At 65.8% G+C, this 12,791-nt stretch carries 15 protein-coding genes and 1 tRNA gene; 4 read left to right on the top strand and 12 right to left on the bottom strand.

Annotated elements, in window-relative coordinates; genetic code table 11:
• Positions 1-16: 16 nt before the first annotated feature.
• Together AC1DE3_RS21605 and pheS are read right to left on the bottom strand one after the other, a co-directional pair.
• On the bottom strand, positions 17-1,198 hold the full coding sequence (locus AC1DE3_RS21605) for a ceramide glucosyltransferase (RefSeq protein WP_441510968.1): 1,182 nt from the start codon (positions 1,196-1,198) through the stop codon (positions 17-19).
• Positions 1,199-1,226: 28 nt separating this feature from the next.
• On the bottom strand, positions 1,227-2,309 hold the full coding sequence (gene pheS / locus AC1DE3_RS21610) for a phenylalanine--tRNA ligase subunit alpha (protein WP_441510967.1): 1,083 nt from the start codon (positions 2,307-2,309) through the stop codon (positions 1,227-1,229).
• Between the two features lie 112 nt (positions 2,310-2,421).
• On the opposite strand from pheS, the gene AC1DE3_RS21615 reads away from it, so the two are divergent.
• Positions 2,422-3,198: an LOG family protein gene (locus AC1DE3_RS21615; RefSeq protein ID WP_476780573.1), complete on the top strand. Its 777-nt coding sequence runs from the start codon at positions 2,422-2,424 to the stop codon at positions 3,196-3,198.
• A 60-nt stretch (positions 3,199-3,258) separates the two neighbouring features.
• On the opposite strand, the gene rplT is transcribed toward AC1DE3_RS21615, so the two are convergent.
• A complete protein-coding gene (gene rplT, locus AC1DE3_RS21620) occupies positions 3,259-3,633 on the bottom strand; it encodes a 50S ribosomal protein L20 (RefSeq protein ID WP_265052281.1) in 375 nt (124 codons plus the stop codon).
• Between the two features lie 28 nt (positions 3,634-3,661).
• Positions 3,662-3,862: a 50S ribosomal protein L35 gene (gene rpmI / locus AC1DE3_RS21625; protein ID WP_066718776.1), complete on the bottom strand. Its 201-nt coding sequence runs from the start codon at positions 3,860-3,862 to the stop codon at positions 3,662-3,664.
• Between the two features lie 270 nt (positions 3,863-4,132).
• On the opposite strand from rpmI, the gene AC1DE3_RS21630 reads away from it, so the two are divergent.
• Positions 4,133-5,158 (top strand): amino acid ABC transporter substrate-binding protein, encoded by a 1,026-nt coding sequence (locus AC1DE3_RS21630; RefSeq protein WP_441510966.1) that lies wholly within the window; start codon positions 4,133-4,135, stop codon positions 5,156-5,158.
• Positions 5,159-5,182: 24 nt separating this feature from the next.
• Here the strand turns inward: AC1DE3_RS21630 and AC1DE3_RS21635 are convergent, their stop codons facing one another.
• Positions 5,183-6,391, bottom strand: a complete 1,209-nt coding sequence (locus tag AC1DE3_RS21635; RefSeq protein ID WP_441510965.1) for an MFS transporter — start codon at positions 6,389-6,391, stop codon at positions 5,183-5,185.
• 101 nt (positions 6,392-6,492) lie between these two features.
• Between AC1DE3_RS21635 and AC1DE3_RS21640 the strand changes: the two genes are divergently transcribed.
• Positions 6,493-7,089: a TetR/AcrR family transcriptional regulator gene (locus AC1DE3_RS21640; protein WP_441510964.1), complete on the top strand. Its 597-nt coding sequence runs from the start codon at positions 6,493-6,495 to the stop codon at positions 7,087-7,089.
• Between the two features lie 60 nt (positions 7,090-7,149).
• On the opposite strand, the gene infC is transcribed toward AC1DE3_RS21640, so the two are convergent.
• Together infC and AC1DE3_RS21650 are read right to left on the bottom strand one after the other, a co-directional pair.
• A complete protein-coding gene (infC, locus tag AC1DE3_RS21645) occupies positions 7,150-7,692 on the bottom strand; it encodes a translation initiation factor IF-3 (protein WP_441468974.1) in 543 nt (180 codons plus the stop codon).
• A 117-nt stretch (positions 7,693-7,809) separates the two neighbouring features.
• Positions 7,810-9,027 carry a glycosyltransferase family 4 protein gene (locus AC1DE3_RS21650; protein ID WP_441510963.1) on the bottom strand — a complete coding sequence of 406 codons (1,218 nt, stop codon included), beginning with the start codon at positions 9,025-9,027 and terminating at the stop codon, positions 7,810-7,812.
• A gap of 107 nt (positions 9,028-9,134) precedes the next feature.
• Between AC1DE3_RS21650 and AC1DE3_RS21655 the strand changes: the two genes are divergently transcribed.
• Complete coding sequence (locus AC1DE3_RS21655) at positions 9,135-9,911, top strand: alpha/beta hydrolase (protein ID WP_441510962.1); 777 nt, start codon at positions 9,135-9,137, stop codon at positions 9,909-9,911.
• A 21-nt stretch (positions 9,912-9,932) separates the two neighbouring features.
• Here the strand turns inward: AC1DE3_RS21655 and AC1DE3_RS21660 are convergent, their stop codons facing one another.
• From AC1DE3_RS21660 to AC1DE3_RS21680, 5 genes are all read right to left on the bottom strand, one after another.
• Positions 9,933-10,199, bottom strand: coding sequence for a BQ00720 family protein (locus AC1DE3_RS21660; RefSeq protein WP_441510961.1), 267 nt, complete (start codon positions 10,197-10,199; stop codon positions 9,933-9,935).
• A 110-nt stretch (positions 10,200-10,309) separates the two neighbouring features.
• On the bottom strand, positions 10,310-10,738 hold the full coding sequence (locus AC1DE3_RS21665; RefSeq protein ID WP_441510960.1) for an Hsp20 family protein: 429 nt from the start codon (positions 10,736-10,738) through the stop codon (positions 10,310-10,312).
• 184 nt (positions 10,739-10,922) lie between these two features.
• Positions 10,923-10,999, bottom strand: a tRNA-His gene (locus AC1DE3_RS21670).
• Between the two features lie 151 nt (positions 11,000-11,150).
• The gene (locus tag AC1DE3_RS21675) at positions 11,151-12,089 is read right to left on the bottom strand and encodes a phasin family protein (RefSeq protein WP_441510959.1); all 939 of its coding nucleotides are present in this window, start codon (positions 12,087-12,089) and stop codon (positions 11,151-11,153) included.
• Between the two features lie 90 nt (positions 12,090-12,179).
• Positions 12,180-12,578: a phasin gene (locus AC1DE3_RS21680; protein ID WP_441510958.1), complete on the bottom strand. Its 399-nt coding sequence runs from the start codon at positions 12,576-12,578 to the stop codon at positions 12,180-12,182.
• Positions 12,579-12,791 lie beyond the last annotated feature (213 nt).

Raw genomic sequence — 12,791 nt, forward strand, 5'->3', positions numbered from 1 at the left:
GGTCAGTATCTTCGGATCAGTCGGAAATCTTCGCGTTCGCCGCCGAAAGCTTCGGGGCCGTATCGTTGAGCTCGTTGGCGCCGTCGGCACGGATCTTCATCGCGTTGCCGCGCCAGCTCACCTCGCCACCGACGAAGGCATAGGCCCAGACGCCGGGGAAGGCGATGTCGCGCGCGAGCATGGCGATCGGCGTGCGCCAGTTCAGGAACCAGCCGACGCTCGCCGACAGAATGATGTCGCCGGCATACCAGAGCAGCAGCACCAGCAGCGGCGGCGCCCAGAATGGCAAGCCCACGGCGGAGGCACCAAAGGCCGCCAGCACGGCCGCAAGGAACGGTGTGGAGAGAAGCTCCAGCATGAAGAAGGGCAGGAAGGTGACGCGCCTCAACCGTGCCCAGCGGAACTGCCGCTGCACCGCATCCGCGAGACGACGTGGGCCAAGCGGCTGCTCGAAGGGTTGCCCGACGAGATGGACGCGCCTGCCTGCCGCGCGCACCAGCTTGGTGGAAGCGGCATCCTCGGCAATCTCGGCGCCGAGCGCGGCGATGCCGCCATTCGCATCGAGGAAGGGCTTGTTCCAGAGCATCGACTTGCCCTGCGCGAAGCCGAGCCCCAGCGCTTCGCCGACATATTGCCAGCGCGCCTGGAATGCGTTGAGGAAGGCGCATTCGACCTCGGCGCCGAAGCTTTGTGGCCGGGAACCCGCCGGCGTCGAGCAGACGAGGCCGGTATCGGACCGCCAGGCGGCGAGCATGCGCTGGATATAGTCCTTCGGCATCAGCACGTTGGAATCGGCGAGGATGACCCAGTCGGTCGTCGCCTCTTCCCAGCCGCGCACGCAGTTGTTGAGCTTGGGATTGGCGCTGACGGGGACGTCGCCGACGATCAGCCGGACCTTCTCGGTGCCATAGATGCCGATCAGCTCCTCGATCAGCGGGATGATCGGATCATGCGCGTCGGCGACGCAGAAGATCGTGCTGTAGCGGGGATAGTCGAGCTCCAGGCCGGAGACCGCCGTCTCGCGGCTGAAGGCCTCGATGCCGCGCACCGGCCTGACGATCGTGACCGGCGGCAGCTCGGCGAGCAGGGCGGAGCGCTGCATGGGCCAACGCAGGCGCCACAGCGCGATCGCCTGGCTCGCCAGGTTCGTCGCGCTCAGCAGCCCGGCAAACAGCGCCGCCCAGCCTGCAGGCGTCATCGCGCCCTCCCCTGCCCCGCCAGCAGCATCATGAGGAGAGGCCGCCCGTCAGCGTCGGCAGGTCGAGCGGGCGGAAGCCGTAATGGGCGAGCCAGCGCACATCCGCCTCGAAGAAGGGGCGCAGGTCCGCCATGCCGTATTTCAGCATCGCGATGCGGTCGATGCCCATGCCCCAGGCGAAGCCCTGATAGACTTCGGGATCGAGCCCGCAATTGCGCAGCACGTTCGGGTGGACCATGCCGCAGCCGAGAATCTCCAGCCAGTCGTCACCCTCGCCGAAGCGGATCTCGCCGCCCTTGCGCGAGCACTGGATGTCGACCTCCATCGAAGGCTCGGTGAAGGGGAAGAAGGACGGGCGGAAGCGCATCTTCACGTCGTCGATCTCGAAGAACGACTTGCAGAACTCTTCCAATATCCACTTCAGGTGGCCGAGATGGGCCGACTTGTCGATGACGAGCCCCTCGACCTGATGGAACATCGGCGTGTGGGTCTGGTCGGAATCGTTGCGATAGGTCCTGCCCGGGCAGATCACGCGGATCGGCGGCTGCTGCGCCAGCATGGTGCGGACCTGCACCGGCGAGGTGTGAGTGCGCAGCAACTTGCGCTCGCCATTGGCGTCAGGCTCGAAGAAGAAAGTGTCGTGCATCTCGCGGGCGGGGTGACCGACCGGGAAGTTCAGCTTGGTGAAGTTGAGGTCGTCGGTCTCGACATCCGGCCCTTCGGCGATGGCGAAGCCCATATCGCCGAAGATCGCGGTGATCTCGTCGATGACCTGGCTGATCGGATGGATACGGCCCCGCGCCTCCGGGCCGTCCTGCACCGGCAGCGACACGTCGACGCGCTCTGAGGCCAGTCTGGCCTCCAGCGCCGCCTCGCCCAGCGCCTCCTTGCGGGCGGCGATCGCGCCCTGCACGCGGTCGCGCAGGCCGTTGATCAGCGGCCCCTTTTCCTTGCGCTCATCCGGCGTCATCGCGCCGAGAGTCTTGAGCAGCGCCGAGATCGAGCCCGATTTGCCGAGCGCGGCAATCCGCACATCCTCGACGGCGGCTTCGTCGGCGGCGGTGTCGATCGCAACGAGGACGTCGCGTTCCAGGGTGGCGATATCGGTCATGAACGGGTCGCAAGCGTTGAAGGCGTGGGAACGGCGCGTTCTAGCGGGAACGGTCGGCATATGCCAGAGCGAAGCGACGCTTTGCCGAACCGGTCGAACTTGGCCGGTGCCGATGCAGGAGGATGCCTTGCCCGACAACACCCATCAGAAGGAAGCGCCGTCCTACCGGCTCGCCGCGCTCGACCCGGATTTCATCCTGGGCGATTCGACCCGCGGCGTGCGCTTCATGCTGGAGTACCAGAAGGCGGAAGATCATCTGAGGGCGCGCGGGGTCGTCTCGACCATCGTCGTCTTCGGCTCGGCGCGGGTGCGCGAGGGCAATCCCTGGTACGAAGCGGCAAGGCAATTCGGCCGCATCGCGTCCGAACGGGGCGGCGCGCTGCTGGATGGCGAGGCCGGACGCCATCACGTCATCGCAACGGGCGGCGGACCCGGCATCATGGAAGCGGCCAATCGCGGCGCCACCGAAGCAGGCGCCATCTCGATCGGCTTCAACATTACCCTGCCGCATGAGCAGGAGCCGAATGCCTGGTCGACACCCGACCTGACCTTCCTCTTCCACTACTTCGCGATGCGCAAAATGCATCTCGCCATGCGCGCCGCCGCCCTGGTGGTCTTCCCCGGCGGCTTCGGCACGCTCGACGAGCTGTTCGAGATCATGACGCTGGTGCAGACGGGCAAGATGGCCCCAGTGCCGATCGTGCTCTACGATTCCGGTTACTGGCAGGGCCTGCTCAACCTCGACCGGATGGAGGCCGCCGGCTTCATCCGCCCGGAGGATCTGAAGCTGTTCAGTTACGCCGACACGCCCGAGCAGGCATATGACCGCATCGTCGAGGGCGCAGGCGAAGGCTGGAACCCGCCTGGCAACGGCAGCGTGCAGACTTGAATTCAAAGAAAAAGGCCGGCGTCACCGCCGGCCTTTTCCAATTCAGCGATGCCAGTCCGCTCAGGCGGCCTTGGCTTCGGCGCCCAGCGCGCCCTTGACGGTCTCGACCACGGCCGTGAACGAGGCCACGTCGTCGATCGCCATCGCGGACAGGGTCTTGCGGTCGAGCTCGATGCCGGCCTTGATCAGGCCGCCGATGAAGACCGAATAGGTCAGGCCGTGCTCACGCACCGCAGCGTTGAGACGCTGGATCCAGAGAGCGCGGAACGAGCGCTTCTTGTTCTTGCGGTCGCGATACGCGTACTGCATCGAGCGATCGACGGCCGCCTTGGCGGCGCGGATCGTATTCTTGCGGCGGCCATAGAAGCCCTTGGCGGCCTTCAGCGTCTTCTTGTGCTTGGCGTGGGCAGTAACGCCCCGTTTCACGCGAGCCATGTCATGATCTCCGGAATGTCAGGTGGCGTCAGCCGTTGGGGAGGAAGTACTTCTTCACGTTGGCAGCGTCGCCCTCGAAGAGGGTCGTCGTGCCGCGGTGATTGCGGATCTGCTTGTTGGTCCGCTTGATCATCCCGTGACGCTTGCCGGCCTGGGCGTAGAGCACCTTGCCGGTACCGGTGATCTTGAACCGCTTCTTGGCGGCCGATTTAGTCTTGATCTTGGGCATTTCAGCTCCTCAATGGTCGCGGCATCGCGCTTTTTTGAACGCGTCGCCAATGTCTTGCTTTCAGGAAGCAAAGCACGACCGCCACGGCAGCCCTTATCAGCCGGGCGATCGAAGGCCGGCCCTATCGCAGAAAAGTGCCGTTCTGGCAAGTGCGAAGCCGGCAATGCCGAGCGAGGCTGCCGATAAAAACAGCAGCCATCCGCGCACTTCCTTCAGACGCCTGTCACAACGTAAGGTCAACAGGCGCGTTCCGCATCTGGAGAATCCCCCGTGAAGAAGCTTCTGCTCAGCCTCGCCGCAGGCCTCGCCCTGACGGCAGCAGCCTGTGCCCCTGCGCTTGCCCAATCGACCCTCGATAAGATCAAGGCGCGCGGCAACATCATCTGCGGCACCAGCGAAGGCGTGCCGGGCTTCTCCCTGCAGGACAAGAACGGCATCTGGCGCGGCTTCGACACCGATGTCTGCCGGGCGCTGGCCGCGGCGATCTTCAACGACCAGGACAAGGCGAGCTATCTCTCGCTCTCGAGCAAGAACCGCCTCGTCGCGCTGCAATCGGGCGAGATCGACGTGCTCGCCCGCACCACGACCTGGTCGCTCGGCCGCGACATCGGCCAGGGCGTCAGCTTCACCGCCATCAACTATTATGACGGCCAGGGCTTCATCGTCCGCAAGAAGCTCGGCGTGAACACGGTGAAGGACCTGAACGGCGCCTCGGTCTGCGTCGCGCAGGGCACGACCACGGAGCTGAACCTCGCCGATTACGGCCGCACCCACGGCATCAAGTTCGAGACCGTCGCCTTCGCAACCCTGGAGGATACAGTGCAGGCCTATGAGGCCGGCCGCTGCGACGCCTATACCACCGATCTCTCCGCACTCGCCGGCACGCGCGGCAGGCTGAAGGATCCCGACGAGCACATGCTCCTTCAGGAGGTCATCTCCAAGGAGCCGCTTGGCCCCTGGGTTCGCAAGAACGACCCGGCCTGGTTCGATCTCGTGCGCTGGACCGTGTTCGCGACGATCAATGCCGAGGAACTCGGCGTCACCCAGGCCAATGTCGAAGAGCTGGCGAAGACCTCGCAGAACCCGGAAATCCGCCGCATGCTCGGCGCCGAGGGCAAGTTCGGCGAGGGTCTCGGCCTGACCAATGACTGGGTGGTGCGCATCATCAAGGCCGTCGGCAATTACGGCGAGAGCTTCGACCGCCATTTCGGCCCGAAGACCAGCAACCCGCTGCCGCGCGGCGTCAACAAGCTGTGGACGCAGGGCGGCCTGCAATACGGCCCGCCGATCCGCTGACCTGCCGACAAGCGGGCCGGCCGATCAGGCCGGCTCGCAAACCGCCGTCTCCTTCCATTCGCCCAGCAGCCGGCTGTAGCCGGCGAGCGTGACGAGCAGCGCGACGGCCCCGGCCGCGACCGAGATCCAGAAGCCGCTGCGGGCGCCGAAAGCATCGATCAGAGCGCCGGCGGCCGAGGCGCCGAAGGCCATGCCGATGCCGATGCCCGTGATGCCCCAGGTCATGCCCTCGGTGAGCTGGCGCGGCGGCACCAGCCGCTCGATCAGCCCCATGGCGATGATGATCGTAGGCGAGACGGCCGCGCCGGCCATGAAGAAGACCAGAGCCAGAGAGGTCAGGCCGGTCACCGCCAGCAAAGGCAGAGTGGTCGCCGCCGCGAGCGCTATGGCAGCGACGAACTGGGTAGCGAGCGACGCCCTCAGCCTGAGCGCCCCGAAGACCAGGCCGACGATGAGAGAGCCAGCCGCGTAAATCGCCAGCACCACGCTCGCCATCGCCTTCTGCCCCTGCGCCTCGGCGAAAGCGACGGCGGTGATCTCGGCCGTACCGAAGATCGCGCCGACCGCAATCATCGCGAGCACCACGACCCGCACACCGCCGAGCCGGATGACCGAGGCATCCATCCCCACGGAGTCGGCACGGACAGGCGGCTCGGTACGGCGCTGGGCGCAGAGCAGCGGCACGCCGACGATCAGGAAGATCATGGCGGCGAGCGGCCCGGCCTCGGGAAAAAGGCTGACGCTGAGCCCGATCGCCACGATCGGGCCCACCATGAAGATGACCTCGTCGACCACCGATTCGAAGGCGAAGGCGGTGCGCAGCTGCGGTGTATCCCGGTAGAACTCCGTCCAGCGTGCCCTGACCATCGCGCCGATGCTCGGCATCAGCCCGGAGAGCAGCGCGAAGACAAAGAGCAGCCAGCTCGGCGCGCCCGCCCAGGTCGCGAGGATGAGGCCGCTCAGCGCAAGCACAGCGGCAGTCGCAGCCGGCATCAGCACGCGGCGCTGGCCATAGCGATCGACGAGGCGCGAGACCTGCGGCGTGATCAGCGCGCTCGCGAGCGCGAAGGTCGCGGCGACGGCACCGGCGATGGCATATTCGCCGCGCCGCTCCGACAGCATCGTCACGATGCCGAGGCCGACCATCGAGGCTGGCAGGCGTGCAACGAAGCCGGCGGACGAAAAAGCGAGGGCGCCGGGCACCCGGAAGATCTCACGGTAGGGATTAGGCATGATTGTCCCGAAGGAAGCGGACATACGCCGCGTATGCGAATGGATAATTGCATGCATCTCGTATGTCAATTAACGTACGAGACGTATGTGAAAGGGAAATGATGGCTCGCAGGCTTCGCGCCGACATGATCGCGGAAACCCGCGCCAGCCTGATCGCCGCCGCACGCGAGGCGTTCGGCACGGTCGGCTATGCGGCTGCGTCGATGGATGATCTGACCGCTGCGGCGGGGCTCACCCGCGGCGCGCTCTATCATCATTTCGGCGACAAGAAGGGCCTGTTCGCCGCCGTCCTCGACCAGATCGATGCCGAGATGACGGTGCGGCTGCGTGCCGTCTCGGCTAAGGCGCAGGATCGCTGGACCGGCTTTCGCGACGAATGCGCAGCCTATCTCGCCATGGCCCGCGAACCGGAAATCCAGCAGATCGTGCTGCGCGACGGGCCCGCCGTCCTCGGCGATCCCTGGAACTGGCCGATCCAGAACGACTGCATCCGCATGATGACGCACGGGCTCGGCGAGTTGGTGGCCGAAGGCGTGCTGGCCCCGCTTGATCCGGAGGCCATCGCGCGGCTGATCGTCGGCGCGACCCAGCATGCGGCGCAATGGATCGCGCATGCACCCGAACCCGAATCCGCCCTGCTGGCGGCGACCGACGCCTTCAACGCCATGCTCGACGGGCTTCTGCTCAAGCCCGCATGAAAAAGGGCGCCAGAGGCGCCCTTTTTCCGCATTCTGAACAGAAACGCGCCCGGTCACGCCTCAGCGCGGCGCGAGCACCATCACCATCTGGCGGCCTTCGAGCTGCCAGTCGCTCTCGACCTTGGCGATCTCGACGAGATCGGCCTTGACGCGCTCGAGCACCTTCACGCCGAGATCCTGATGCGCCATCTCGCGGCCGCGGAAGCGCAGGGTGACCTTCACCTTGTCGCCTTCCTCGAAGAAGCCCTGCATGGCCTTCATCTTCACATCGTAATCGTGCTTGTCGATGCCGGGCCGGAGCTTGATCTCCTTGATCTCGATGGTGCGCTGCTTCTTACGCGCCTCGGAAGCCTTCTTCTGCTCGAGAAAGCGGAAGCGGCCGTAATCAAGGATCTTGCAGACGGGCGGAACGGAATTCGGGGCGATCTCGACCAGATCGAGACCGGCATCCTCAGCGATCTTCAGCGCCTCGAAGAACGACACCACGCCACGGTTGGCGCCCGTGTCGTCGATCAGCTGTACCTCGCGAACTCCGCGGATATCACGGTTCGAGCGGGGGCCTTCCTTGGTCGGGGCCGGGGCAGCACGGTAAGGGCGACGAATGGGGTATTCTCCTGTATTTGGCGCAGTCCGCGCCGTTGATTCAGACACATTGCATAAAGAGGCGCGATGTCAATGCATGACACCGCTGCGACAGGCATTCGCCCGCGCCTTGACGCCTCAACGCTCCAGCAGCGCGCAATAGACGTCGAGGGTCTCGGTTACCATCGCTTCCAGCGAAAAATGCTTCTCGACATGCTCGCGCGCCCTCCTCGCCAGCGCATCGCGCGCGGAAGGCCGCAGCGACAGCGCTTCGGCGAGACCGGCCGCCAAAGCGGACGCATCGCCGGGCGGGACGCGCCACCCGGTGCGCTCGCCGGGAGTGACTTGCGGCGGGGCGAGCACCGTTTCGGGCACCGCACCGAGATCGGAGACCACGACGGGCGCGCCCATCGCCTGTGCCTCCACCGCGACGCGTCCGAAGGCTTCGGGCTCGGTCGATGGCACGGCGACGACCGCAGCCGAAAGCATCGCCGCCGGCATATCCGTGCAATGGCCGACACGCCGGACGCGGCCTTCCAGCCCGGCCTTGGCGATAAGCCCGTCGAGTTCCTTCACATAGCCGTCGCGCCCTTGGGCGTCGCCGGCGAGGATGAAGGCGGTATCGGTATCACCGCCGTCACGCATCAGGCGCGCAGCCTCGATCAGGACGCGCTGGCCCTTCCAGCCGGTCAGCCTGCCGGGCAGCAGCACGATGCGCTGATGCGGTTCGACGCCCCAGGCCTTGCGCAACGCCTGGATCCGATCCGCCCCAACCGCCGCCGGTGCAAAGGCCGAGAAATTGGTGCCGCGATTGACCACCCTGATCCGGTCCCGCGCCATCGGATGCTTCGAGAGAATCAGCTCAGCCGTGTAGCCGGAATTGGCGATGACGACATCACCGCGCGCCATCACCGAATTATAGAGCGTCTTCACCGCCGAGCGGCTGTTGTAGGAGCCGTGATAGGTGGTGACGAAGGGCAGTTTCAGGAGCCGCGCCGCGCCGAGCGCGACCCAGGCAGGGGCGCGCGAGCGGGCATGGATCAATTCCACCCCCTCCTGCCGGCAGAGCAGCAGGAGCTTACGAATGTTGAGCGCCATGGCGATCGGGTTCTTCGAGGCCGCGGGGAAAGGCAGCCAGACCCCGCCCTTGGCCTGCAGCTCGGCGACGAGACGCCCGCCCTCGGTCGCGACTAGCGCGCGGGCGCCCACATCGGTCAGCCCCTTGGCGATGTCGACCGCAGTCCGCTCGGCACCGCCCGCCTCGAGCTCCGGAATGATCTGCAGGATCGTCCGCCCCGCCAGCGGATGCGTTTCGGTGGAAGGCAGCGAAAGATGGGCACCCGGTTTGAAGGACATGCTCTCTTGGTCTGGACTTTCATTCGTTGGGGCGAATATGCCCCTATCGGAGAGCCGCCGCAGCCTTTAATCGCCGCGGCCGCGTGATTCGTCACAGGAGATTTGCCGTGGAGCGCCAGCCGCCGCAATGGCTCGAGGTCGGAGACGGCCCCACCGGGCGCCGCCTCGCCTATCTCATCCAGGACGGCACGGGAGCGCCCGTGGTCTGGCTCGGCGGCTTCCGGTCCGACATGCGCGCGACCAAGGCCGAGGCGCTGGCGGACTGGGCCCGCGACACGGGGAGAGCCTATCTGCGCTTCGACTATGGCGGGCATGGCGAGAGCGAAGGCGACTTCGCCGGCTTCACCCTGTCGGATTGGCTGGCGGACGCGCTTGCGGTCATCCAGACCCAATGCCGGCAGAGCCCGATCCTCGTGGGATCCTCGATGGGCGGCTGGATTGCCCTGCTCGCGGCGCGCCGCCTGTTCGGCACGCCGCTGCAACCCGCAGGCCTCGTGCTGATCGCGCCCGCCGTCGATTTCTCCGAGGAGCTGATGTGGGCACAGATGCCTGACGCCATCCGCCGGGAAATCCTCGACGAAGGCGTCTGGCACCGCCCTTCCGAGTATTCACCCGATCCGACACCGATCACCCGCGCCCTGATAGAGGACGGGCGCCGGCACCTGATGTTCGGCGGCGAGATCAAGGCCGGCTGCCCTGTCCATATCCTGCAGGGCATGCGCGATCCCGACGTGCCATGGCGCCAGGCGCTGAAGCTCGTCGAACATCTCAGCGGCGATCCGGTGGTGCTGACGCTGATCAAGGACGGCGATCACCGCCTGTCCATGCCGGACGATATTGTGAGGCTGCAATCGGCGGTCGCCGGGATGGCGACCGCGCCCTGAGCGGCAGGAGCCTGGTCAGCGTCAGTGAACGCTGACCATCTTCAGATCATGCTCCCAGGCATTGGCCGTCGCGGCCTCGCGCGAATCCGTGACGAGGATCGGCGCGCCGTCGGCCGAGAGCAAGGTGAAGAGCAGCAAGCCGGACTCGATCTTCGGAGCCTGCGGAAAGATCCGCATCAGCTCGTCAGAGGTCATCGACTTGACGTAGGCGACCTCGCCGGTGCCGAGCGCGGCGAATTCCGCAGGGGTCAGCGGGTCGGCCTGGATTAGGATTCTGTCCTGTTTCATCGCGCCCTCCTTCAGAGCAGTGCGAATGCGGTTCTGATACTGCGCCTTCAATTATGAACAGATGCGAAAACCGCTGCCGCATCCTTCAACGCCGGACGGCGACCCGTCCTCTACTTTCGGCTCATGATATCGATACGCCGGATGAGCCGTTCCGGTTCCGGCCTGACGAGATCAATTGCAAGCAGGCCGTTCGACAGATCGGCGCCGAGAACCTGCATTCCTTCGGCCAGCAGGAAGCTCCGCTGGAATTGCCGGGCAGCGATGCCGCGATGCAGGAATTGCCGATTCTTGTCATCGCTCTGCCGGCCCCGGATCGTCAGCTGGTTCTCCTCCAGCGTGATCTCGAGCTGCTCGCGCGAGAAGCCCGCTACAGCCAGCGTGATCCGCAGACAGTCGGGCTCGTCCTCCGTCCGAGGCAACCGCTCGATATTATAGGGCGGGTAACCCTCGCTCGCGCCCTTAGCGACGCGATCGAGCGCACGCTCGATATCGTCGAAGCCGAGCAGGAACGGGTGGGACAGGCTAGGCGTACGCGTCATCTCTACCAGGCCCTCGAAAGGCGCCTCACGAACATCGGGACCCGCAGCCGGCAGCATCCCGCGGGCGAAAGGCGAACCCTTTCGCTTGTCCACGATATGGCGAAGCCGTGGCCGCTCTTCAAGAGGAGGGAGGATGCGGCGGCAGCGAACCGCACCGCATGACGATGAGAGAAAAACAAAAAGGTGGTACAGCCACCCCGGCTTGAACGGGGGACCTCTAGATCCACAATCTAGCGCTCTAACCAACTGAGCTATGGCTGCCCGTACCCGGGGCATGGGACACTGCCGCCGCAGCGGGGGTCACCAGCGGCGCGGACCCTAGTGCCGACGTTCCGTTTTTGCAACCGCGGAATTCGATTTCTTCCGCAGGAATTTCGGCGCACCCGTCAGTGCGCCGATGATGTCGTCGCGCCTAGTCCTTGCGCAGCGCCGTATTGGCGACGCGGGCGAGCTCCTTCAGGTGCTCCGCATAGGATTCGTAGCTGCGGCGGACTGCCTTGGCCTGAAGCGTGATCGCCTCAGAGGCGCTGTTGCTGCGCGCCAGGGTTTGAGCATCGCGCAACGTCGCCTCGAGTTCGGCGCAGGCATGGTCGAGCATATGGGCCTGCAAGGCGCCGAAGGCCCGCGCCATCGTCAGCGCCTGGCTCATGATGGTCGCGGATGCGACGGCGGCAGCCTCGGGCGGACGCGGCAGCGGCAGCGAATCGAGTGAAACCGGCTGGATCAGCTTGGCCGCCACGGGCGCGGAGACCGGCTCGGCCGGCTTGACCGCCGGGGCAGACGGCGCGGCGGCTTCGACCGCCTGCGCCGGTTTTGGAGCCGGCTTCGCCCCGACCGGCGCGGCGTTGCCGCGCGGGGCGATCTCTTGCGGGGCGGTCTTCGGAGAAACGGCAGCTTTGGCGACCTCTGCCTTCGGCGCGGCCTCCGGGGCCTTGGCCGAAATCTTGGGCGCAAGGATCTTCGCCGCCGGCTTCTCAATGCGCCTCTCGGCGGGGGCAGACTTCACCGCAAGCGCGGAAGCCGGCGCTTCATCAGACTGATTCGCCTTGGCCGGAGCAGTTGCATCGGTCCGCGCCGGCGCCGGAATGGCGGGTGAAGCCGGCTTCTCGGGCGCCAATGGCGTCTGGGTCACCACCGGAGCGGCAGCGGTCGGAGAAGCGGGTTTCGCAGCGGCTTGGCTCGCAGGAGCGGCTGGAGGCGGAACCGCCGCGCCAGCGACGGGGCGGGCCTCGGCATTCGCCGACGGCGGCGTTTCAGCAAGCGGCTCGGCGGATGAGGACGATAGCGCCCTCACCGGGGGCAGGCTGACCGGGACCTTGGACGTCGTCCTGGTGGGAGCAGGCTTGACCATGACGGCTCTCCTTCAGCAGCAAACAGCGGAGACCGGGCGCAAGGCCCGGCCCGATACGGTGCCGGCGCGATCAGCGCCGGCCAATGCGGCTCAGCGGCCGCCCTTGGTGGCCTTGCTCACGGTCTCGGCAGCCTTGGCCGCAGCTTCCTGCGCGGCAGCGCCGACATCCTTGAGCTGGTCCTGCAACGCCGCCATCTGCGACTTCAGGAAATCCGACTGATGCTGCATGACTTCGGTGAGATCCTTGGACTTCACCAGCTTCTGGGCGAAGTCGAAGGCCGCCGCGACGTTATTCTCGGCATAGGCTATGGCCTTGCGGGTCGCATCATGGGTGTTGGCTCGGGCGCTCTCGGCGGAGCCATGGGCGCTGTCAACAGCCTTCTGAGCCGCGCCAATGAAACCGTCGAAGGCCTTGCGAGCCTGTTCGACACTACGCTCAGCGAATTCTCTCATCTCGGTCGGAACTTCATAAGGCAGCTTGCCGTTCATGGGATCCTCCTGTCGCCTCGTCAGCCAATCCTACGTAATTGTGCACTGCAATATCATTGTTGCATCGCAATGACAATAACGTGACATCTGCGACGCCGCGCATGTTAACGCTGTTTCGAGGAGAAGCGGGAGAGCAATCTTCGGCTCCATGGATTCGCCGCCGTTTGGGAGCTATTAAGCTTTCATTAGGCATAACGGGCGCGGATCGAACGA

This window comes from Allobosea sp. 10L417 (assembly GCF_056395485.1).